The following is a 20,655-nucleotide window of genomic DNA, read 5'->3' on the forward strand; positions in this document are numbered from 1 at the left end:
TTATTTGGGGCAGTTGCCGATCATCGTTTCCCCCTGCTTGCCCGCGCGCGTGGTCACGCACAAGGTGCCCAGTGCGCTGGTGATTTTATAGGTGCGGCTGCCCTTGGCCTCGTTCGCGCCGATCTCCTCGATCCTTGACGCTTCATACCATTTCGGCGGCACGGCCGCGTAGGCCTCGGCAAATCCCTGCTGCATGCGCTTGAAACCCGTGTCCTCGAATTTCTCCCCACCCCGTTGCGGGAATTCCTTGCGCAGCTCCTTGTCGATCTTGCCCACGTCGCGCTTGGCTTGCGCCAGGATGTCGGCCGCGCTGGGCGGCGCGACGAGCGTGATCGCTTCCGGCATTGCCGGCGCCGGCGCCTGTTCGGCGGCGGGAACGGGCAAGGGGCGGCTGACGGGCGCCGGCACGGGCAGGCGCGGCGGGCGTGCGGCGGCCGGTTTTGCGTCGGGCAACGGTACGGGGACCGGCTTGGGCGGCGCCGGGAGCGTGTGGCGCAGCCAGGTGATGGCCGGGCCTTGCGGCAAGTGTTCATCCATGACGGCGCGGGGCCGCGACTGCAAGACGATATACGCAAAGCCAAGGTGCAGCAGGACGATCAGCAGCAGGCCGGGAGCACGGCGGGGCAGGGTAGTTGGCGAGGTCATGGAGGGCATGGTGGTTCAGGTACGTCAATGTATCTGAAGGATTTGATAATTATCTAAAATGTCACCAGTGCTTACAAAAAAGTGCCACATGGAAATTTCGATGCCATGGCGGCTGGAGGGGAACCCTGCGCCAGTCTGGTGATCCAACCCGGACACCACGCGAACAGGAGATCATCATGATGCAAGTAAAGGAAGTGGCACGGCGCTTTGGCGCCATTGAACATGCGATCGGCCAGGCGGCCCAGCTGTGCGGCAAGCAGCAGGGCATGCCGATGGACTTGAAGGATTGCATAAACCAGCTGGACCAGCAAAAGAACGCCGTGCGGCAAGCCATCGACACGCAGGACGATGCGCGCATCCGGCAAGCCGTCGACCAGATGGAATCGCTGGGCGACCGCGCCAAGCGGGCATGCGGCACGGCGGCCAGCGTGACGCCGGAAATGAAGAGCGCCGTGCTCAAGGTGCATGATGAATTATCGGACCTGAAGCACCAGCTGCATTAGGCGTGCTACATCTGGCGGAACAAATGGGCATATAAAGGGCTGACGCGCAGTTGCGCCGGATGCTGGCGCAGGGTCAGCGACAGCTTGCCGGCATCGTCACGCACGGCCGTGGCAATGGCGCTGGCGTTGACGATGGTGCCCCGGTGGATTTGCCAGAATTGTTGCGGGTCCAGCTGAGGCAGCAACTCTTTCAGGCTCGTGCGTATCAGCGCTTCGCTATCCTGGCACACGACGTTGATGTATTTGTCCAGCGCTTCGAAATACACGACATCGGCCAGGGCGATCATGCGCACGCTGTTGCCGACGGCGGCCCGTATCATTTGCAGGCGCGGCGCGGGCGGCAGCATGGCTTGCAACTGGCTCAGCAGGCGGGCCATGTTGCCGTCGCTGGCGGATTCGGCTGCCGACGCTGCCGTGGCGGCTGGCGCCGTCGCTGGCGTTGGGCTTGCCGTAGCTGTAGCTGTACCGTTGCCGCCGGCGCTGTCGCGCAAGCGTTGCTGCAGGCGTTCCACCGTCTTGCCCAGGCGCGCATCGTTGACGGGTTTTAAGACGTAATCGGCGGCCGCGTGTTCGAAGGCGGCCAGCGCGTATTCGTCGTAGGCGGTGACAAACACGATGTGGGGGAAAGGCACGCCGTCCGGCCACTGTTCCGCCAGTTCCTCGGCCGCTTCCAGGCCCGTCTTGCCCGGCATCTTGATGTCGAGAAAGAGTATGTCGGGTTGCAGCGCCAGGCCTTGCTGCAAGGCTTCCACGCCGTTGGGGCAAGTGGCAACGATGTCGAGCTCCGGCCACAGCCGTTGCAAGGCGTGTGCGAGGGCGGCGGCGAGGATGGGTTCGTCTTCGGCGATCAGGGCGCGCGGCGCGCGTGGGGTATGTGGACTCATGCGAGGTGGCTCGTGATGGTGGGTGGAAGGGGAAGTGTCAGGCGGGCGGTCGCGCCTGCCGGATGGTTGGCGCTCAGCGACAGGCTGGCGGCATCGCCATGCATGCCGTGCAGGCGTTCGCGGATATTCGCCACGCCCAGGTGCGTACCCTTGGTCTGGCCCGGATGGTCGAGGCCCAGGCCATCGTCGCTGACGGTGAGCAGCAGCACGCCTGCGTCCGTGGATGCCTGCACGTGGATGTGTCCGCCTTCGATCTTCGGTTCCAGGCCGTGCTGGATGGCGTTTTCCACCAGCGGTTGCAGCAGCATGGGGGGCACCTTGATCTGGCGCAAAGTGTCGGGCAAGTCCAGCGTAAAGCGCAGGCGCGCACCCATGCGTATCGACATCAGGCCCAGGTAGGCTTGCATCAGGGAAAATTCCTGCTCCAGGGTGGTGGACCCGGCACGCGAGGAAGAGAGGGTGGCGCGCAGATACTGGATCAGCTGGTCGAGCAGCAACTGGGCGCGCTCCGGGTCAAAGCTGATCAGGCCTTGCAGGTTGGCCAGGGTGTTGAACAGCATGTGCGGCTCGATCTGCGCCTGCAGCAGCTGCAGCTGGGCTTGCATAGCCTGGCGCGCCACGGATTCGGCGCGGGCCTTTTCCTGGGCGGCTTCCATTTGCAGGCGGGCAATTTTTTCGCGGCTGGAGAAAAACAGCACGGCGCCGCCCGTGGCCAGCAGGGTGAATACGAGCGTGCCCATCATCTGCGTGGGCAGCAGGTTTTCGAAGCCGCCCACGTCCACGCCCGTCAGCCAGCTGAACAGGGTCAGGCCCAGCATTTGCGCCACGGGCACGGAAATGAGGATGATGAGCATGAAAGGCAGGAATTTCGGCCGCTGGCCTTCGCCCCACAGGGTCAGGCGCATGCCGTCGATCAGCAAGAAGGCGATCGTGCCGATGCACATCGAGGCGATCAGGTTTTGCCCGAAATGGCTGCCCGGATTGAGGATGAAGGTAATGACCAGCGCGCAAATTACGTTCAGCGCCAGCGCATAGCGCGCGTCGGGCAGCATGCGGTAGTACGGGGACCTGGCCTTGGCAACTGGCGCAGCGGCGGATGGAGCGTCGGTTTTCATGGTGGTGTCTGCTGGTAGCGATGGGGCATTGTGTGCCAGCGCAAGCCTGGGCGCAACCGGGCTGCGACGAAACGGGGCTGGCGCGCCGCCATTCGCCGCGGAGGATCGCCAAACGGGGCCGCTTTACTTTTCAGGGCAGGCACGCAATAGTATGGCAAGACAGTCTGTATCCATGGAATTGCTATAAAGGAAGCATCATGTGGCCTTATCCACGCACCCTGGCGCACCGCGGCGGCGGCACCCTGGCGCCTGAAAACACCCTGGCCGCCCTGCGCTGCTGCCTGGCTTACGGCTACCGCGCCGTGGAATTCGACGTCATGCTGGCGTCCGACGGCGTGCCCGTCGTCGTGCACGACCTCGAACTGGGCCGTACCGTGGCCGGTCGCGGGCATATCAACGATTACACGGCCGCGCAGCTGGGCGCGATGGAGGCGGGCGCCTGGTTCGGCCCCGCTTTCGCGGGCGAAGGCGTGCCCACCTTCGATGCCGTCGTGAACTATTGCAAGGCGCAGCGCATCTGGATGAATATCGAAATCAAGCCGGCGCCCGGCTTCGACGTACCCACGGGCAAGACCGTGGCGCTGGCCACGCGCGATCATTTTGCGCAGGAAATCGCTGCAGGTGAATTATTGCCGCTGCTGTCGTCGTTCAGCATTGCGGCGCTGGACGCGGCGCGCCAGGCGGCCCCGGAACTGGCGCGCGGCTGGCTGGTCGAACAGATACCGGATGGCTGGGCGCGGACGGCCCGCGAACTGGGCGTGGTGGCGCTGCATTGCGACCACCAGCAGCTGACGCGCGCGCAGGCGCTGGAAGTCAAGGAAGAGGGATTGGGATTGTTTTGCTACACCGTCAACACCCCGGAACGGGCCTGCGAGCTGCTGGCCTGGGGTGTGGACGGGTTTTGTACGGACAGGATCGATCTGATCGGAGCGACGGAATAATGCGATGCATACTCAGCGGAAATCCGGGGTCAGTCCCTTCGGGAGTGGAATTTTCCCCATTGGAAAAAATTCCCCCGGACGGGGCTGACCCCAGCAGTTGCCGTCTAGTCAAACATTAAAAGGTGATACGCATGCCGACCGTCAAGTTGCGCCCCGTCAACGGCGCCGCATTCTTGATGAACGAGGTGTGGCTGTACGCCAGTTCATTCGTCAGGTTGTTCGCCTTGATGTAGAACTGGGCTGGCGTCGTGCCGATGCGCGTGTCGTAGTTGGCGGACAGGTTCAGCATGTTGTAGCCCGGCGTGGCCGTTTCGAACGCTGCCACTTTATCCTGCTTGCCCACGCGGTAGAACTCGGCCACGCCGCTCCATGCCTGCCAGTTGGCGTCGACCTTCACGCCGACGCGCTGGGCCGGGATGCGCGGCAAGTTGCCTCCGCCGTCGGCCAGCTTGGCCCGCACGTAGTCGCCGAACACGCTGGCGCCGAACATGGGGTTCAATTGCTGGCGGATCTGGCCTTCCACGCCAGTAAACGTGGCGTCGCGCTGGGCGTACTGGATCAGCTGGAAGCCTTCGTGGTTGTCCAGGGTGGAGCCGAAGATGTAATTATCCACCTTGTTGCGGTAGGCGCTGGCCGAGAAGGTCGTGGCGCCCGCATATTTGCGCAAGGTCAAGTCGATATTGTTCGACGTTTCCTTGCCCAGGTTTTGATTGCCCAGCTCATACGTGGCCGTGGCCATGTGCACGCCGTGCGCATACAGTTCCTCGGCGCTGGGCAAACGGTGCGTGCGGGAAATGGTCGAACCGAGCGAATATTGCGGCGCGAATTTCCACACGGCGCCCAGGGAGATCGAGGTGCCCTTGGCGCTGCGGTCTTGCAGGGTGGTGCTGTCGACCGTGATGTCTTGCCATTCGTGGCGCAAGCCCGCTTCGAAGCGCCATTGGTCGAGCTTGTATTCCTCGACCAGGAAGGCCGCGTGCTTCTTCGTTACCGTCGGCGCCACGTACGCTTCTTCGCCCAGGGCGGAGAAATCGCGCTTCGACGTTTGCAGGCCGACCACGCCGCGCCAGCCGAAGACGGGATGGTGTTCCATTTCCAGGCGTGCATCGTGGCCCTTGTTCTTGAAGGTGGTGGCGATTTCCGTGCCTTCGATTTCATCGTGCTTGTAATCGGTAAACGAAGCACGCAGGCGCAGCTTGGCGAAGCCGGGCACGGGGTCGCGCAATTCGCCGCGCACGTCCCAGCGCTCGCTTTTCAGTTTCACGTACGGCACGCTGCCGTGGTCATGGTCGTGCTCTTCTTCATCGCCATGGTCGTGGCCTTCGTGGCCACCGCAGTGCAGATGCGTGCCGTGCGGGTGGCAGCTTTCGAATTCGTGATTGTGGCCAGGCAAGCCGTATTCCGCATGCTGGCTCGTGAAGGCCAGGCCCAGGAAGCCGCGCTGTCCCACCCACGACACGCCCACGCTGCCCGTGTCCGTCTTGTTGTAGCTGCCGGCCACTTTCGAGCCGCCTTCCCAGCCGCTGCCGACCTTGTATTCCTTCGCGTCGCGCTTGACGCCTTCCGCGTGGAAGGCGATGTTGCCGGAGCCGCCAGTGACTTCAAAGGCACCCGCCTTTTCGCGCGCGGCCGAGTTGGCGCGCACTTCCGCGCTGCCTTCAAAACCTTTCACCGGCACGCGCGTGGGGATTTTCTTGTCGATCACATTGACCACGCCGCCGACGGCGCCGCCGCCGTAGGCCAGCGCGGACGGGCCGCGCAAGACTTCGATCTGTTCCGACAGCATCGGTTCGGCCGCGACGGCATGATCGGGGCTGATGGTCGACGCGTCCTGCACTTCCGCGCCATCGGACAGCACTTTCACGCGCGGGCCATCCATGCCGCGGATGATGGGACGACTGGCGCCGGCGCCGAAATGGCTGGACGTGATGCCCGGCTGGCCGGCCAGGGTTTCGCCCAGGGTCGCTTCGCGGGCGCGCACCAGTTCCTCGCCTTCGAGCACGGTGACGGGCGTGCTCATGTCGTCGCTGCCCAGGGCCAGAGCACTGGCCGAGACGGTCACGGCGGGCAAGGTTGTCGCCTGTTGCGCCATGGCGCTGGCAGGGGCGGCAAAGGCCAGCATGATGGCCAGCGCGAGGGGAGTGGGTTGGTGAGGACGGACGGACATGGGCAAGAATTCCTTTATCGGCGATCGGTTTGACGGGTCGGGGCAGGCCATTGCCGGATGGGGTGGCTGCCAGAAGATGATAATGATAACCCATTATCATTACTGTGTGACAGTTTTTCCGGGCAGGGGAGTCAGGCGGATGGTGTATTCTGTCGGCTATGGAACGCACAACACGTCAAAAAACCGCTATTCAAGCCGCCATCGAGTCGGCCCAGCGCCCCTTGTCGGCGCAGGAAATCCTCGAACAGGCCAGCTTGCAGGTGACGCAGCTGGGCATCGCCACCGTTTACCGCAACTTGAAATCGCTGGTGCTGGAAGAAAAGGTACACGTGGTGACCTTGCCGGGTGAAAACCCGCGCTATGAGTCGAACACGGCCGCCAATCACCACCACCACCATTTCCAGTGCACCACGTGCCAGCGCGTGTTCGACGTGCATGATTGCCCGGGCGACTTGAAGCGCATGGCGCCGCAAGGCTTTGTCGTCGAGCGCCACGAACTGACCCTGTACGGCCGCTGCGCCGACTGCAATGCGGCCGCCGGCGCCACGGCCACAGCGGGGAGCGCCGTAGTTGCCACCACTGTGCACGCCTGCGCCAGCCACCACGACCCGGCCTGAGCGGGCAGGTTGTCGATGTTGGCACGGGCGCAACAATGCCCTGGCCCGCCGTCATTGCCGCACCCCATATCACGTATAATCTTCCCTTTAAAGCTGCCGCCACTCTTTGCCAAAAAAACATGAAATCAACTGAAATCCGCGACAAGTTCCTCAAATTTTTCGAGTCCAAGGGCCATTCCATCGTCCGTTCCAGCTCCTTGGTGCCAGGCAACGATCCGACCTTGCTGTTGACGAACAGCGGCATGGTGCAATTCAAGGACGTGTTTACGGGCACGGACAGCCGTCCGTACACGCGTGCCACTTCCGTGCAGCGCTGCGTGCGCGCCGGCGGCAAGCACAACGACCTGGAAAACGTCGGCTACACGGCGCGTCACCACACTTTCTTTGAAATGCTGGGCAACTTCAGCTTCGGCGACTATTTCAAGCGCGACGCGATTCAATACGCGTGGGAACTGCTGACCAAGGTATATGGCTTGCCGGCCGATAAGCTGACCGTCACCGTCTACATCGAAGATGACGAAGCGTACGATATCTGGGCGAAAGAAATTGGCGTGCCAACCGAGCGCATCATCCGCATCGGCGACAACAAGGGTGCGCGCTACGCGTCGGACAATTTCTGGCAGATGGCAGACACGGGCCCATGCGGTCCATGCACGGAAATCTTCTACGACCACGGCGCCGACATTCCTGGCGGCCCGCCGGGCTCGCCTGACGAAGACGGCGACCGCTTCATTGAAATCTGGAACCTGGTGTTCATGCAGTTCAACCGCGATGAAGCGGGCGTCATGCACAAGTTGCCGAAGCCATGCGTGGACACGGGCATGGGCATGGAGCGCCTGGCCGCCGTGTTGCAGCACGTGCATTCGAACTATGAAATCGACCTGTTCCAGCACCTGATCAAGGCCGCCGCGCGCGAAACGGGCGCCACGGACCTGGAAAACAAGTCGCTGCGCGTGATCGCCGACCACATCCGCGCCGCCGCCTTCATGATCGTCGACGGCATCATCCCGGGCAGCGAAGGCCGCGCGTATGTATTGCGCCGCATCATCCGCCGCGCCTTGCGCCATGGCCACAAGCTGGGCCAGACGAAACCGTTCTTCTACAAGCTGGTGGCTGACCTCGCCATCGAGATGGGCGGCGCCTATCCCGAGCTGGAAGAAGCGAAGGACAACGTCGCCAACATGCTGAAGGCCGAGGAAGAGCGTTTCGGCGAAACCCTGGAAACGGGCATGAAAGTGCTGGAAGCGCAGCTGGCCAAGGATGCCACGGGCATCGACGGCGCCACCGCCTTCACCCTGTACGAAACCTACGGCTTCCCGCCGGACTTGACGGCGGACATCTGCCGCGAACGCGACATCACGTTCGACCAGGCCGGCTACGACGCGGCCCTGAAGGAAAGCCAGGAACTGTCGCGCAAGGGCGGCAAGACGCACAAGGACAGCAAGGTCGAGTACACGGGCGAGAAAAACACCTTCGTCGGCTACGATCAATTGACGTTCAGCAGCAAGGTCGTCGCGCTGTACGCGGCCGGCACGCAGGTAGCTGAACTGAAAGCCGGTGAAGCGGGCATCGTCGTGCTCGACACGACGCCGTTCTACGCGGAATCGGGTGGCCAGGTGGGCGACCAGGGCGTGATTTCCTCGGGCGCCGGCAGCTTTGCCGTCAGCGATACCCTGAAAATCCAGGCCGACGTGTTTGGCCACCACGGCGTGCTGGAATCGGGCGTGCTGAAGGTGGGCGACGCCGTCTCGGCACAAGTCGACACGGCCAAGCGCGCGCGCACCATCCGCAACCACTCGGCCACGCACTTGATGCACAAGGCCTTGCGCGAAGTGCTGGGCAGCCACGTGGCGCAAAAGGGTTCGCTGGTCGACCCCGATAAAACCCGTTTCGACTTCAGCCACAATGCACCGATGACGGCAGAGCAAATCGCCGCCGTGGAAACCATTGTCAATAAAGAGATCCTGGAAAACCGTGCCACGCAAGCGCACCTGATGTCGTTTGACGATGCCGTCAAGCATGGCGCGATGGCCCTGTTCGGCGAGAAATACGGCGACGAAGTGCGCGTGCTCGACATCGGCAGCTCGAAAGAGCTGTGCGGCGGCGTCCACGTGCAGCGCACGGGCGACATCGGCCTGTTCAAGATCATCGGCGAAAGCGGCGTGGCCGCCGGCATCCGCCGCGTGGAAGCCGTGACGGGCGAAGGCGCGCTGGCGCTGGTGCAAACCATCAACCGCCGCCTGGTCGAGGCAGCCAATGCCCTGAAGGCGCAGCCGGAAGAGCTCACTGCCCGCATCGGCCAGGTGCAGGACCACGTGAAGGCGCTGGAGAAGGAACTGGCCGCGCTGAAATCGAAACTGGCGTCGGGCCAGGGCGATGAACTGGTCACGCAAGCCGTCGATGTCCACGGCATCAAGGTGCTCGCAGCCGTGCTGGACGGCGCCGACGTGGCCCGTCTGCGCGAAACCATGGACAAGCTGAAGGACAAGCTGAAAACGGCCGCCATCGTGCTGGCCAGCGTGGCTGACGGCAAGGTCAGCCTGATCGCCGGCGTCACGGCCGACGCGACTGGCAAGGTCAAAGCGGGCGAGCTGGTGAACTTCGTTGCACAGCAAGTGGGCGGAAAAGGCGGCGGACGCCCCGATATGGCGCAAGCGGGCGGCACCGATCCGAGCGGCCTGGCGAACGCCCTGGCCGGCGTGCCGGCTTGGGTCGGCGAACGCGCGAAATAAGGCGTAAGCTAGGCCCCATGCGGGGTTTTCGCCCCACAGCCCCTTGAAAACGGCCCGCAGACGGTGTTTGCGGGCCGTTTTGCCGTGTGGAATCTCGTTGTGACACCACAACAGCCGATGAACTATTTTGGTGCAGCGCGTCAATGCCCCTGATTTAGAGTAGTATGTCGAAAATCAGTACAACAAAAATGGCGGGATATTGATGATGAGCGACACACTACTTGATACCGAGATTATGGAATTTCATAAAGAACTCGACGCGCGGGGTTTGAACTGCCCCTTGCCGATTCTGAAGGCGAAAAAGGCTTTGTCAGAGCTGCAGAGCGGGGAAGTGCTGCGCATCATGGCAACCGATCCCGGTTCCGTGCGCGACTTCCAGGCTTTTGCCAAGCAAACGGGCAATGCCCTGCTGTCGCATGTGCAGACGGGTACCGAATTCGTCTTCCTGATGCAACGCAAATAATTCTGCCAGCCGGGGCCGCCGTGGCGCGGCCTGGTGAATACCCTGCCGTGTGCGTCACTTTCATGCCCTTTTGCTGCCTTGCAGCGTAGCGGCGGACTCCCCTGAAATCCTCAAAGCTGGACAGTTTAGATGGATTGCTCTAACAAAAAATCGCACGATCGTGCTTAAATTCGGTTCAAGATTCAAATTTCTCTTATAATCGAACGCACAATCAGCACTTGATCCGTCATTTTTATAATTTCCCAAAGGCATAGCTATGAAAGTCTTGGTACCCGTCAAACGCGTGGTCGACTATAACGTCAAAGTCCGCGTCAAGAGTGACGGCACTGGCGTCGATACCGCCAACGTCAAAATGTCGATGAACCCTTTCGATGAGATCGCGCTGGAAGAAGCGATGCGCCTGAAAGAAGCCGGCAAGGTCACTGAAGTGGTCGCCATCTCCTGCGGCGTGACGCAGTGCCAGGAAACCCTGCGCACGGCCATGGCCATCGGCGCCGACCGCGGCATCCTGGTGGAAACGACGACTGAACTGGAACCGCTGGCCGTGGCCAAGCTGGTCAAGTCCCTGGCCGAGAAAGAACAGCCGCAACTGATCATCCTGGGCAAGCAAGCCATCGATGATGACAGCAACCAGACCGGCCAGATGCTGGCAGCCCTGCTGGGTTGGCCGCAAGCCACGTTCGCCTCGAAAGTCGTGCTGGAAGACGGTAAAGTCACCGTCACCCGCGAAGTCGATGGCGGCCTGGAAACCCTGGCATTGACCTTGCCAGCGATCATCACCACCGACCTGCGCCTGAACGAGCCACGCTATGTGACCTTGCCGAACATCATGAAGGCCAAGAAAAAGCCGCTCGAGACCGTCAAGCCGGAAGACCTGGGCGTCGATGTTGCGCCACGCCTGAAGACCCTGAAAGTCGTCGAGCCAGCCAAGCGCTCGGCCGGCATCAAGGTCCCGGACGTCGCTACCCTGGTCGCCAAGCTGCGTACCGAAGCCAAAGTCATCTAAGCGGCTTTGCCGTCTACCCAGAACAATTACAGGACATATCATGGTCGCATTAGTTATTGCTGAACACGACAACGCTACCTTAAAGGGCAGCACCCACCACACCGTGACCGCGGCTGCCCAATGCGGCGGCGACGTGCACGTGCTCGTCGCAGGCTCGAACGCATCGGCCGCCGCCGCTGCCGCCGCGCAAATCGCCGGCGTGACGAAAGTCATCGTCGCCGACGCGCCATACTTCGCCGACGGCCTGGCCGAAAACGTGGCCGAGCAAGTGCTGGCCATCGCCGGCAACTACAGCCACATCCTGGCGCCAGCCACCGCCTACGGCAAGAACATCCTGCCGCGCGTGGCCGCCAAGCTGGACGTCGCGCAAATCTCGGAAATCACCAAGGTCGATTCCCCGGACACCTTCGAGCGCCCGATCTACGCCGGTAACGCCATTGCCACCGTGCAGTCTGGCGACAAGGTCAAGGTCATCACCGTGCGCACCACCGGTTTCGACGCCGCTGCCGCCACCGGCGGTTCGGCTGCCACGGAAACCGTTGCCGCCGTCGCCGACGCGGGCAAGTCCGCTTTCGTGGGCCGCGAACTGGCCAAGTCCGACCGTCCTGAACTGACCGCCGCGAAAATCATCGTGTCGGGCGGCCGTGGCATGGGTTCGGCGGAAAACTTCCACATCCTGGAACCGCTGGCCGACAAGCTGGGCGCCGCCATGGGTGCTTCGCGCGCCGCCGTCGACGCCGGCTTCGTGCCGAACGACTGGCAAGTGGGCCAGACGGGCAAGATCGTCGCGCCATCGCTGTACATCGCCGTCGGTATCTCGGGCGCGATCCAGCATCTGGCCGGCATGAAAGATTCGAAGACCATCGTCGCCATCAACAAGGATCCGGAAGCGCCGATCTTTGCCGTGGCCGACTACGGCATCGTGGGCGATCTGTTCGAGATCGTGCCGCAACTGGTCAAAGAACTGGGTTAAGTCACACCCCTTCCGGTTTTGTTACTGACAAAGCCACGCCGGCCCGCCCCACACGGCGAGCCGCGCGTGGCTTTTTTCTTGGAGAAAAGAAGATGAGCTATCAAGCCCCGCTGAAAGACATGTTGTTCGTGATGAACGAACTGGCCGGCCTGGCCGAAATCCACACCTTGCCCGGCTGCGAAGACGCCACGCCCGACACGGCCGAAGCCGTGCTGGAAGAGAACGCCAAGTTCTGCGGCGGCGTGGTGGCCCCCTTGAACGGCCCCAGCGACAAGGAACCGAGTTTCTGGCACGACGGGCAAGTCACGACGTCGAAAGGCTTCAAGGAAGCGTTCAAGGCGTATGGCGAAGCGGGCTGGCAGGGCGTGCAGCATCCGACGGAATTCGGCGGCCAGGGCTTGCCCAAGCTGCTGGCCACGCCGTGCATCGAAATGCTCAACTCGGCCAGCATCTCGTTCGCCCTGGTGGCCCTGCTGTCGGACGGCGCCATCGAAGCGCTGCTGACGGCCGGCAGCGACGAGCAAAAGGCGGTGTATCTGGAAAACTTGGTGTCGGGCAAGTGGACGGGCACGATGAACCTGACGGAGCCGCAAGCGGGGTCCGACCTGGCCGCCGTGCGCACGCGCGCCGTGCCGCAGGACGATGGCACGTATAAAGTCTTCGGCACGAAGATTTTCATCACGTACGGCGAACACGACATGGCGGAAAACATCGTCCACCTGGTGCTGGCCCGCACGCCGGACGCGCCCGCCGGCGTGAAAGGCATTTCGCTGTTCATCGTGCCGAAATTCCTCGTCAACGCCGATGGCAGCCTGGGCGCGCGCAACGACGCCCATTGCGTGTCGATCGAACACAAGCTGGGCATCAAGGCCAGCCCGACGGCGGTATTGCAGTTCGGCGACCACGGCGGCGCCATCGGCACCCTGGTGGGCGAGGAAAACCGCGGCCTCGAATACATGTTCATCATGATGAACGCGGCCCGCTTCGGCGTGGGCTTGCAAGGCATCGGCCTGGCCGAGCGCGCCTACCAGCAAGCCGTGGCGTTCGCCAAGGACCGCGTGCAGTCGCGCGACCTGGCCGGTTCGCCTGGCCCCGTCTCCATCATCCACCACCCGGACGTGCGCCGCATGCTGATGTCGATGCGCTCGCAAACGGAGGCGGCGCGCGCGCTGGCCTACGTGGGCGCGGCCATCAGCGACGTGGCGCACCACCATCCGGACGCGGAAGTGCGCGCGGAAAGCCTGGCGACGTATGAATACCTGGTGCCCGTCATCAAGGGTTGGGCCACGGAAATGTCGCAGGACGTCACGCGCGACGGCGTGCAAGTGCATGGCGGCATGGGTTTCATCGAAGAAACAGGCGCCGCCCAGCATTACCGCGACGCCAAGATTCTCACCATCTACGAAGGCACGACGGCCATCCAGGCGAACGACCTCGTGGGCCGCAAGACGGTGCGCGACGGCGGCGCCGTGGCGAAAGCCATCATCGCCCAGGTGCGCGCCACGGAAGCCCAACTGGGCGAACTGTCCGGCGCCGACTTCCAGGCCATGCAGCGCCACCTGGCCGAAGGCAGCGCGGCCCTCGAAGCGGTAGTCGAGTATGTGGTGGCGAACATGAAGACGGATATCAAGGCCGTGTTCGCGGGCAGCGTGCCCTATTTGAAACTGGCCGGCATCGTGCTGGGCGGCTGGCAAATGGCCCGTGCGGCCGTGGTGGCGCAGCAAAAGTTGGGTGAAGGCAGCGGTGACGCTTCGTTCTACAAGGCAAAAATCGCCACGGCGCGCTTCTTTGCCGACCACATCCTGTCGCAAGCGCCAGGCTTGCGCGCCACCATCATCGACGGCAGCGCCGGCGTGATGGCCTTGTCGGAAGAGCAGTTTTAAGTTGAAACTTGGCCGGCGCAAGCTGGCTGAATGCAAAAAAGCGCTGGAGATCACTCTCCAGCGCTTTTTCTATATTAAGAACGCCTGAGAAAGCGCTCAGGGCAAGGCGCCTTGTCGCAGACAGCACGCTAGTGCGGCAAGACAAGGCAACGCCGCCATGGGCGCTTTCTCTGCGTTCTTAACGTCGGGCAATGCCGTTGCCGGAATTGCGCACCAGGTCGCCAGCGGCCAGGCCAGGGTCCTGGTCAAACGCGAAATCGGCCTTGGCGCCCGTTTCGTACTGCACGGTAACGGTCCACACCTTGCTGTTTTTCATGTGGCCTTCGACTTGCTTGCCCGCGAAAGCGCCGCCGGCGGCGCCGGCCAGGGTGGCCAGGTCCTTGCCGCGTCCGCCACCGACCTGGCGGCCCAGCAGGGCGCCGGCCACGCCGCCGCCGATCATGCCCAGCGCGCCGCCTTCGCCCGCTTTTTCAGCGACGTTGACTGCCAGCACCTTGCCGCACTCGGCGCAGATCTGTTGCTGGGCTGGTTTGCTGTTCTGGCCCGCATACGAATTGCCCGCCTTTTGCGCGGCCTTGGCGTTGATGATGGCCTGGTCGTATTCGCCCTTGGCGTCGCGCAGGCATTGCATGCGGGCTTTCGAGCTGGTTTCTTCTGCGCACAGTTTCTTGTCGTCCGCATAGCGCGTGTTGGCTTGCTTGGTGTCGTACGCGTATTGCGCTTTCGGCGACAGGTTTTGCGCGAAGGCGGAGGTGCTGAACAGGGCCGTGACGGCGACTGCGAGGATGAGTGGGCGACGAATCATGATCTTCTCCTAGGGGTGTTGAATGTGCCAGTAATGTCGGCATTGTGAATGCAGTATAGAGGAAAATCATGATTGCTTACCAACACTTACATGTGCGTGCGGCAGGTGCGATCCGATGCTATTTCCGGGTGGAAATTAACCGTAGGCGCCGCCTGTATACAGCAAGTCGAACAGGCGCGCCATGGTGGCGATCAGCACGCCTGCGCCTAGCATCAAGGTAGCGACCAGTACCACGGCCAGGGGCCAGCCCGTGTCCGACTGGCGGCTGGAGGTGGCGTTGTAGCGCGCGTCCCACTTGTCGTCCGGCATCAGACCCAGAACCAGCGCTTCCAGGAAGCCGCCCAGGGCGGACAGGGTCAGCGGCAATATCTGGTAAAACCAGTCCGCTTCGGGAAACAGTTGGCGCAGCAGCAGCGAGGCGGGCAGGGCGGCCAGGTGCAGCCAGCCCCAGCGGTCCTTGGCGCCGTGCAGGTAGAAGCGGTGGGCGCCCAGCATGCCCAGCAGGAAGGCCAGCAGTGTCGTGAAGGCCTTGTTCTTGTGCGACTGTTGCAAAATGGTAGCGGTGGTCATGGGACTCCAGAGTTGCTCATCGGTAAAGATTGCCAGTATCGGTCATTGCTTGCTGCAACGATAGCACTTTCAGGCAGCGTTCAGGCGATGCTGTCGTGCAATATCAACGCCTGGACGTGGCATGGCAGGCACGATAGACGCACGCGCCTATTGCGTCTTCGGCCATGACTGGTCATAATGTTTGATTAGCCCAAATTACACGCCCGTCATCATAACGCTTGCTGCCTGGCGGTAAAGCGCGCTATAATTTGCGGCTTTTTCCGCCTCAGCACACTTTTTGGAAATATTATGGTCGTTATTCGTTTAGCTCGTGGAGGCGCCAAGAAGCGCCCGTTCTTCAACATCGTCGCTACTGACTCGCGCAATCGCCGCGATGGTCGCTTCATTGAGCGTATCGGTTTTTACAACCCGATGGCGCAAGGTGGCGAAGTTCCACTGCGTATCACCGCAGACCGTCTGGCCTACTGGCAAGGCGTTGGCGCACAATTGTCGCCAACCGTTGCTCGCCTGGTAGCTAGCAACAACAAAGCAGCAGCTTAATTAGATCACTGGTTTGACGGTCAAGACTGCATCCGGGGTGAAAGTCCCCGATGACCTGGTACAGGTAGGCTATGTCTCCGGTGCTTATGGCATTGCTGGCGGGGTCAGGATCACTCCTTTCTCCGACGACGCGGATGCATTATTAAGCGTCAAAACCTGGTGGTTTGATAAACCGACCTTGCATGATGTTCAAGTCAGGCAAGCGAAGTTACACGGCGGCGACGTCGTGGCCCAGCTGGTGGGTGTGGTCGGGCGGGATGCCGCAGAAGCGCTGAAAGGCGTCTCTGTGCAAATTCCGCGTAGCCATTTCCCGACGCTGTCGGCCGATGAATTTTATTGGTCCGATCTGATCGGACTGACAGTCGAGAATTTGCAAGGCGAGTGCCTCGGCACAGTGCACGACATGATGAGCAATGGTCCGCAGTCGATCTTGCGCGTTACGCCCGTCGCCACTGCCGATGAGACCGTTGAAAAGGCGCCTGAGCGCCTGATCCCGTTTGTTGGCCAGTTTGTCATTAGCGTTGACAAGGCTGCCAGCAAGATCACGGTCGACTGGGGCCTCGATTATTAAACCGCCTGCGCTTAACTTTGCGCCGGGCAAACTTTGCAGGATGGTGAACGATGCAATTTGATGTCGTGACCCTGTTCCCGGAAATGTTTGCCGCGCTGACGCAGTCGGGTGTGACCCGGCGCGCCTTCGAGCAGGGGAAGTGTGGCTTGTCGCTGTGGAATCCCCGCGATTTCACCACCGACAATCACCGTACCGTGGATGACCGCCCGTATGGCGGCGGCCCCGGCATGGTCATGATGGCCCGCCCCCTCGAAGCGACAATTAATGCCGCGAAGCAACGTCAGACCGATCTCGGCCTGGCGGCGCCCCGCGTGGTGTTCATGTCGCCGCAAGGCCGTCCGCTGACGCACGAGCGCGTCACGCAGTTGAAAGCCGAACCTGGTTTGGTGATCCTGTGCGGCCGCTATGAAGCCGTGGACCAGCGTTTGCTGGACCGTTGCGTCGACGAAGAAATCAGCGTCGGCGACTTCGTCCTGTCGGGCGGCGAGCTGCCCGCCATGGCGCTGATGGATGCGGTGATCCGCCTGTTGCCGGGTGTCTTGAACACCGAGGCATCGGCCATCGAGGACAGCTTCGTCAATGGCTTGCTCGATTCGCCGCACTACACGCGGCCGGAAAGCTATGAAGGCATGGCCGTGCCGCCCGTCTTGATGGGTGGCAATCATGCCGAGATCGTCAAGTGGCGCCGCCAGCGCATGCTGGAAGCGACCGCGACAAAGCGGCCTGACCTGCTGGTCAGTGCGCGCGCCGCCGGCTTGCTCAGCAAGACCGACGAAAAATTCCTGGCCAGCCTGTAAACCGTTCTCGGACGGCCAGCAGGGTGGCTTTGCAGTGCCGGGCATGTTGCCCAAATTGGTAATACCCATCCTCTACCGGGCGGATAGCACGCTATCCACAGTGCGCCGGCATGATGGTTTTCGGAGTTATAAAAATGGACTTGATTCAACAATTAGAGCAAGAAGAGATCGCCCGTCTGGGTAAATCGATTCCTGACTTCGCACCAGGCGATACCGTTATCGTCAGCGTCAACGTAGTCGAAGGCACGCGCAAGCGCGCCCAGGCTTACGAAGGCGTCGTTATCTCCCGTCGTAACCGTGGCCTGAACTCGAACTTCATCGTTCGCAAGATCTCGTCCGGCGAAGGCGTTGAGCGTACGTTCCAACTGTACTCGCCGCTGATCGCTTCGATCGAAGTGAAACGCCGTGGTGATGTTCGCCGCGCCAAGCTGTACTATCTGCGTGAGCGTTCGGGTAAATCGGCGCGTATCAAAGAAAAATTGCCAAATCGCCGCGTTGTGGCGAAAGCAAGCGCGTAATATCAGCGTCTGCGTTGGGAAAAGGGGTGCCTCTCGGCGCCCCTTTTTTATTCTGAATTGCTATTGAGGCAAGCTGCCATGGCCACCGTCGCATTTGATCCCAAACAACTCGCCATCGATTCGATCGCCGGCGAGGCGGCGCTGGACGCCGAACGCCTGACGCCGGACTGGCTGCGCCGGCGCCTGGCCGAACAGCCCGACTGGCAACCCGAGATTACCCAGGATTTCCTGTCCGTCCGCGCCGTGCCCGTGCGCGCCGCCGTGCTCATTCCGCTGGTGCAACGGCCACAGGGCTTGACCATCTTGCTGACCATGCGCACGGACCACCTGAGCAGCCATGCGGGCCAGGTCAGCTTTCCTGGCGGGCGCAGCGAACCGTTCGACGGTTCGCCCGTGGCCACGGCCCTGCGCGAAACGGAAGAAGAAGTGGGCCTGGCGCGCGAACACATTGAAGTGCTGGGCTGCCTGCCCGACTACCTGACGGGCACCGGCTACCAGGTCACGCCCGTGGTGGGCCTGGTGACGCCGCCGTTCGAGCTGCGCGCCGACCCGTCGGAAGTGGCGGAAATCTTTGAAGTGCCGCTGGCCTTCCTCATGGATGGCCTCAACCACCAGCGTCTGTCCGTGGAATTGCCCGGCGGACGGCGCTCGTTCTACGCCATGCCCTACGAGCGCTTCTACATTTGGGGCGCCACCGCCGGCATGCTGCGCAATCTGTTTCACCTCTTGCGCGCGTAAAATGGCACCCCGCACGTAATAAGTTTGATTCCAGCACTGCACTGCGCTATCGTAGCGGGCATTGCGGTATTGCTGAAAAAGACAAAAAGGACCATTGATGACATTTCTCTCCATACTTTGCGCATTGCTGATCGAGCAGCTCAAACCTTTGCGCGCGGACAATCCGATCTACGCCGAAATCAAGAGCCTGGCAATGCGCATGGAGACCTGGTTCAATGCCGGCCACGCCAACCACGGCCGCATGGGCTGGTTCCTCATGATCGGCGTGCTGATGGTGCCGACGGCCGGCGTGTACTGGCTCTTGCGGCATTACCAGCTGACCCCCCTGGCCTTCGTCTGGAATGTCCTCATCGTCTACCTGACCCTGGGTTTTCGCCATTACAGCCATTACTTCACGTCGATCCAGCTGGCCCTGAGCGCCGGCGACGAGGCGTCCGCGCGGACCTTGCTGGCCGAGTGGACCAAGCTCGACACGGTAGGCATGGAAGCGAGCGAAATCGCCCGCATCGCCGTGGAAAAAGCCCTGATCACCACGCATCGCAATGTGTTTGGCGTGTTCTTCTGGTTCCTCATGCCGCTGGGCCCTGCCTGCGCCGTGATGTACCGCGTGGCCGAATACCTGGCGCGCGCCTGGAACGAGCCCGAGCACATGCGCAATGAAGCGTTCGGCCAGTTCGCCGCGCGCGCCTTTTACCTGATCGACTGGATTCCCGTGCGCCTGACGGCCGTGGCGTTTGCCGTGGTCGGCAATTTCGAGGATGCCATCTACGCCTGGCGCAATTTCGCCCAGCGCTGGCAGGACGAGGCCATCGGCATCATCCTGACGGCCGGCGGCGGCGCCATGGGCGTGCGCCTGGGCACGCCGGCGGAAACGGCGGCCCGCGTGGTCGTCACGCCGGACATGGCCGTCGACGACAGCGACAGCGAAAGCGATATCCTGCCGGGCGAAGAGCCGGGCGCACGCGCCTTGCAGAGCACTGTGGGCCTGGTCTGGCGCGCCTTGCTGCTGTGGATGCTGTTGCTGCTGTTGATGTCGGGCGCCGTTTTCCTCGGCTGACGCGGGCGCACACGCGCCATCCATGCGCCTTGCGCGTGGAACAAGGTTAAAATAGGGGCTGGCGCGTTACGCGTGCCGGCCCCTGTTTGCATCGTCAGGGCAGATCGAGGTAGAACCCAAGTCTTCTATAAGATATAATACTGGCTTACCGCAGCAAACGTAGTTGAATTACCAGCCCGGCTTACCCGCCGGGGCCATTCACGCAATCCAGTCCCGACAAGCCACATGGCCGAGTTATCTCAAAAAACAGGGGAACTCTCAGACGAGTTCTTCATCCTTGGTCTCACCAGCAATGGCAAGCAATTCCGACCCAGCGATTGGGCCGAGCGCCTTTGCGGAGTGATGTCCTGTTTCAATCCCGAAGGCGGCGGGCGCAATGCGCACCTCCAGTATTCGCCCTACGTGCGCCCGACCGTCGTCAACGGCGTCAAGTCGGTGGTCGTCAACACGAAGTTGCGCGAGATCGAGCCGATGGCGTTTCACTTCGTGCGCGAATTTGCCAAGGATAACGACCTGCAAATCGTCGAAGCCTGCTTCCTGCCGCCCCCCGAAGAAAAGTAAGTACCGCTCCATTGATTTGCCTCAAGCCCGCCACGGTGGGCTGGCGTAGCGTGGACACTCTGCCTCAAACGGAGTGGCGACATGCGCATCGGCGACATCTGTACCCTGCACACCATCCATTGCCAGCGTGACACCAGCGTGCAAGATGCGGCGCTGCTGATGCGCCAGCACCACGTGGGCGACCTGATCGTGGCCGAACAGCCGAACGGCGAGCGCGTTCCCATCGGCATCCTCACCGACCGCGACATCGTCATTTCCGTCATCGCCCTGGGCCTCGACCCCGCCAGCCTGCTGGTGGGCGACATCATGAGCGCGCAACTGCTCACGGCCAGCGAAGACGAAGACGTCTACGACATCATCGAACGCATGCGCGTCAACGGCATCCGCCGCTTGCCTGTGGTCAACAGCCTGGGCGCGCTTTCCGGCGTCGTCAGCATCGACGACCTGCTCGCCTTCCTGGCCCAGGAGATGGCCGAACTGGCGCGCATCAGCAGCGGCCAGCTGGTTTACGAAAAGCTCACGCGCAAATAAGCCCGCATTGCGCAATTTCAGTCAAATCCTCGTGACCT

Annotated in this window: 22 protein-coding genes; 16 read left to right on the forward strand and 6 right to left on the reverse strand. The window is 62.1% G+C overall.

All coding sequences use genetic code 11. From position 1 onward, the window contains the following. Complete coding sequence (locus OX460_RS21955; protein ID WP_289899926.1) at nt 1–654, reverse strand: hypothetical protein; 654 nt, start codon at nt 652–654, stop codon at nt 1–3. Between the two features lie 167 nt (nt 655–821). Between OX460_RS21955 and OX460_RS21960 the strand changes: the two genes are divergently transcribed. Further along, a complete protein-coding gene (locus tag OX460_RS21960; protein WP_070257487.1) occupies nt 822–1,148 on the forward strand; it encodes a hypothetical protein in 327 nt (108 codons plus the stop codon). Nucleotides 1,149–1,153: 5 nt separating this feature from the next. Here the strand turns inward: OX460_RS21960 and OX460_RS21965 are convergent, their stop codons facing one another. Together OX460_RS21965 and OX460_RS21970 are read right to left on the reverse strand one after the other, a co-directional pair. Continuing rightward, on the reverse strand, nt 1,154–2,032 hold the full coding sequence (locus OX460_RS21965; RefSeq protein ID WP_289899927.1) for a LytTR family DNA-binding domain-containing protein: 879 nt from the start codon (nt 2,030–2,032) through the stop codon (nt 1,154–1,156). Further along, entirely contained in the window at nt 2,029–3,147 is a 1,119-nt protein-coding gene (locus tag OX460_RS21970) for a histidine kinase (protein WP_289899928.1), read from the reverse strand. Before OX460_RS21970 ends, OX460_RS21965 begins: the two co-directional genes overlap by 4 nt. A gap of 197 nt (nt 3,148–3,344) precedes the next feature. Here OX460_RS21970 and ugpQ point away from each other — a divergent pair, with 197 nt between their 5' ends. Next, complete coding sequence (gene ugpQ, locus OX460_RS21975) at nt 3,345–4,088, forward strand: glycerophosphodiester phosphodiesterase (RefSeq protein WP_289899929.1); 744 nt, start codon at nt 3,345–3,347, stop codon at nt 4,086–4,088. A 115-nt stretch (nt 4,089–4,203) separates the two neighbouring features. Here the strand turns inward: ugpQ and OX460_RS21980 are convergent, their stop codons facing one another. Next, on the reverse strand, nt 4,204–6,255 hold the full coding sequence (locus tag OX460_RS21980) for a TonB-dependent receptor (RefSeq protein ID WP_289899930.1): 2,052 nt from the start codon (nt 6,253–6,255) through the stop codon (nt 4,204–4,206). Between the two features lie 158 nt (nt 6,256–6,413). On the opposite strand from OX460_RS21980, the gene OX460_RS21985 reads away from it, so the two are divergent. The 6 genes from OX460_RS21985 (at nt 6,414) to OX460_RS22010 (ending at nt 13,929) form a co-directional block, all read left to right on the forward strand. After that, nucleotides 6,414–6,872, forward strand: a complete 459-nt coding sequence (locus OX460_RS21985; protein ID WP_289899931.1) for a transcriptional repressor — start codon at nt 6,414–6,416, stop codon at nt 6,870–6,872. A 119-nt stretch (nt 6,873–6,991) separates the two neighbouring features. Next, nucleotides 6,992–9,604, forward strand: coding sequence for an alanine--tRNA ligase (gene alaS, locus OX460_RS21990; RefSeq protein ID WP_289899932.1), 2,613 nt, complete (start codon nt 6,992–6,994; stop codon nt 9,602–9,604). 235 nt (nt 9,605–9,839) lie between these two features. Continuing rightward, the gene (locus OX460_RS21995) at nt 9,840–10,067 is read left to right on the forward strand and encodes a sulfurtransferase TusA family protein (RefSeq protein ID WP_010395510.1); all 228 of its coding nucleotides are present in this window, start codon (nt 9,840–9,842) and stop codon (nt 10,065–10,067) included. Nucleotides 10,068–10,323: 256 nt separating this feature from the next. Then, complete coding sequence (locus OX460_RS22000; RefSeq protein WP_034759884.1) at nt 10,324–11,073, forward strand: electron transfer flavoprotein subunit beta/FixA family protein; 750 nt, start codon at nt 10,324–10,326, stop codon at nt 11,071–11,073. A gap of 40 nt (nt 11,074–11,113) precedes the next feature. Next, nucleotides 11,114–12,046: an FAD-binding protein gene (locus tag OX460_RS22005; protein WP_077400542.1), complete on the forward strand. Its 933-nt coding sequence runs from the start codon at nt 11,114–11,116 to the stop codon at nt 12,044–12,046. Between the two features lie 92 nt (nt 12,047–12,138). After that, nucleotides 12,139–13,929, forward strand: coding sequence for an acyl-CoA dehydrogenase (locus OX460_RS22010; RefSeq protein WP_289899933.1), 1,791 nt, complete (start codon nt 12,139–12,141; stop codon nt 13,927–13,929). 178 nt (nt 13,930–14,107) lie between these two features. Here the strand turns inward: OX460_RS22010 and OX460_RS22015 are convergent, their stop codons facing one another. Together OX460_RS22015 and OX460_RS22020 are read right to left on the reverse strand one after the other, a co-directional pair. Next, the gene (locus tag OX460_RS22015; protein WP_099665213.1) at nt 14,108–14,734 is read right to left on the reverse strand and encodes a glycine zipper 2TM domain-containing protein; all 627 of its coding nucleotides are present in this window, start codon (nt 14,732–14,734) and stop codon (nt 14,108–14,110) included. 135 nt (nt 14,735–14,869) lie between these two features. Further along, nucleotides 14,870–15,304 (reverse strand): NINE protein, encoded by a 435-nt coding sequence (locus tag OX460_RS22020; protein ID WP_289899934.1) that lies wholly within the window; start codon nt 15,302–15,304, stop codon nt 14,870–14,872. Nucleotides 15,305–15,592: 288 nt separating this feature from the next. Here OX460_RS22020 and rpsP point away from each other — a divergent pair, with 288 nt between their 5' ends. The 8 genes from rpsP to OX460_RS22060 all read left to right on the forward strand — a co-directional run bounded on the left by rpsP (nt 15,593) and on the right by OX460_RS22060 (nt 20,617). Then, complete coding sequence (rpsP, locus tag OX460_RS22025; protein WP_010395524.1) at nt 15,593–15,844, forward strand: 30S ribosomal protein S16; 252 nt, start codon at nt 15,593–15,595, stop codon at nt 15,842–15,844. Between the two features lie 13 nt (nt 15,845–15,857). Beyond that, nucleotides 15,858–16,415, forward strand: coding sequence for a ribosome maturation factor RimM (rimM, locus tag OX460_RS22030; protein WP_289899935.1), 558 nt, complete (start codon nt 15,858–15,860; stop codon nt 16,413–16,415). Nucleotides 16,416–16,465: 50 nt separating this feature from the next. Beyond that, complete coding sequence (gene trmD, locus OX460_RS22035) at nt 16,466–17,212, forward strand: tRNA (guanosine(37)-N1)-methyltransferase TrmD (RefSeq protein WP_099665211.1); 747 nt, start codon at nt 16,466–16,468, stop codon at nt 17,210–17,212. Between the two features lie 134 nt (nt 17,213–17,346). Further along, entirely contained in the window at nt 17,347–17,730 is a 384-nt protein-coding gene (gene rplS, locus OX460_RS22040; RefSeq protein ID WP_035825414.1) for a 50S ribosomal protein L19, read from the forward strand. A 78-nt stretch (nt 17,731–17,808) separates the two neighbouring features. Next, complete coding sequence (locus OX460_RS22045) at nt 17,809–18,468, forward strand: CoA pyrophosphatase (RefSeq protein WP_289899936.1); 660 nt, start codon at nt 17,809–17,811, stop codon at nt 18,466–18,468. Nucleotides 18,469–18,565: 97 nt separating this feature from the next. Beyond that, nucleotides 18,566–19,525 carry a CobD/CbiB family protein gene (locus tag OX460_RS22050; RefSeq protein WP_099665209.1) on the forward strand — a complete coding sequence of 320 codons (960 nt, stop codon included), beginning with the start codon at nt 18,566–18,568 and terminating at the stop codon, nt 19,523–19,525. A 225-nt stretch (nt 19,526–19,750) separates the two neighbouring features. Continuing rightward, on the forward strand, nt 19,751–20,086 hold the full coding sequence (locus tag OX460_RS22055) for a DUF3579 domain-containing protein (RefSeq protein ID WP_029496213.1): 336 nt from the start codon (nt 19,751–19,753) through the stop codon (nt 20,084–20,086). Between the two features lie 81 nt (nt 20,087–20,167). Then, on the forward strand, nt 20,168–20,617 hold the full coding sequence (locus OX460_RS22060; protein WP_289899937.1) for a CBS domain-containing protein: 450 nt from the start codon (nt 20,168–20,170) through the stop codon (nt 20,615–20,617). Nucleotides 20,618–20,655 lie beyond the last annotated feature (38 nt).

The organism is Janthinobacterium sp. SUN033, assembly GCF_030397595.1.
GTDB lineage: Bacteria > Pseudomonadota > Gammaproteobacteria > Burkholderiales > Burkholderiaceae_D > Janthinobacterium > Janthinobacterium kumbetense.

Excerpts from the sequence above, each read along its gene's own strand:
- OX460_RS21955 (WP_289899926.1), bottom strand. The coding sequence starts at position 654 with ATGCCCTCCATGACCTCGCCAACTACCCTGCCCCGCCGTGCTCCCGGC.
- OX460_RS21960 (WP_070257487.1), top strand. The coding sequence starts at position 822 with ATGATGCAAGTAAAGGAAGTGGCACGGCGCTTTGGCGCCATTGAACAT.
- OX460_RS21965 (WP_289899927.1), bottom strand. The coding sequence starts at position 2,032 with ATGAGTCCACATACCCCACGCGCGCCGCGCGCCCTGATCGCCGAAGAC.
- OX460_RS21970 (WP_289899928.1), bottom strand. The coding sequence starts at position 3,147 with ATGAAAACCGACGCTCCATCCGCCGCTGCGCCAGTTGCCAAGGCCAGG.
- ugpQ (WP_289899929.1), top strand. The coding sequence starts at position 3,345 with ATGTGGCCTTATCCACGCACCCTGGCGCACCGCGGCGGCGGCACCCTG.
- OX460_RS21980 (WP_289899930.1), bottom strand. The coding sequence starts at position 6,255 with ATGTCCGTCCGTCCTCACCAACCCACTCCCCTCGCGCTGGCCATCATG.
- OX460_RS21985 (WP_289899931.1), top strand. The coding sequence starts at position 6,414 with ATGGAACGCACAACACGTCAAAAAACCGCTATTCAAGCCGCCATCGAG.
- alaS (WP_289899932.1), top strand. The coding sequence starts at position 6,992 with ATGAAATCAACTGAAATCCGCGACAAGTTCCTCAAATTTTTCGAGTCC.
- OX460_RS21995 (WP_010395510.1), top strand. The coding sequence starts at position 9,840 with ATGGAATTTCATAAAGAACTCGACGCGCGGGGTTTGAACTGCCCCTTG.
- OX460_RS22000 (WP_034759884.1), top strand. The coding sequence starts at position 10,324 with ATGAAAGTCTTGGTACCCGTCAAACGCGTGGTCGACTATAACGTCAAA.
- OX460_RS22005 (WP_077400542.1), top strand. The coding sequence starts at position 11,114 with ATGGTCGCATTAGTTATTGCTGAACACGACAACGCTACCTTAAAGGGC.
- OX460_RS22010 (WP_289899933.1), top strand. The coding sequence starts at position 12,139 with ATGAGCTATCAAGCCCCGCTGAAAGACATGTTGTTCGTGATGAACGAA.
- OX460_RS22015 (WP_099665213.1), bottom strand. The coding sequence starts at position 14,734 with ATGATTCGTCGCCCACTCATCCTCGCAGTCGCCGTCACGGCCCTGTTC.
- OX460_RS22020 (WP_289899934.1), bottom strand. The coding sequence starts at position 15,304 with ATGACCACCGCTACCATTTTGCAACAGTCGCACAAGAACAAGGCCTTC.
- rpsP (WP_010395524.1), top strand. The coding sequence starts at position 15,593 with ATGGTCGTTATTCGTTTAGCTCGTGGAGGCGCCAAGAAGCGCCCGTTC.
- trmD (WP_099665211.1), top strand. The coding sequence starts at position 16,466 with ATGCAATTTGATGTCGTGACCCTGTTCCCGGAAATGTTTGCCGCGCTG.
- rplS (WP_035825414.1), top strand. The coding sequence starts at position 17,347 with ATGGACTTGATTCAACAATTAGAGCAAGAAGAGATCGCCCGTCTGGGT.
- OX460_RS22045 (WP_289899936.1), top strand. The coding sequence starts at position 17,809 with ATGGCCACCGTCGCATTTGATCCCAAACAACTCGCCATCGATTCGATC.
- OX460_RS22050 (WP_099665209.1), top strand. The coding sequence starts at position 18,566 with ATGACATTTCTCTCCATACTTTGCGCATTGCTGATCGAGCAGCTCAAA.
- OX460_RS22055 (WP_029496213.1), top strand. The coding sequence starts at position 19,751 with ATGGCCGAGTTATCTCAAAAAACAGGGGAACTCTCAGACGAGTTCTTC.
- OX460_RS22060 (WP_289899937.1), top strand. The coding sequence starts at position 20,168 with ATGCGCATCGGCGACATCTGTACCCTGCACACCATCCATTGCCAGCGT.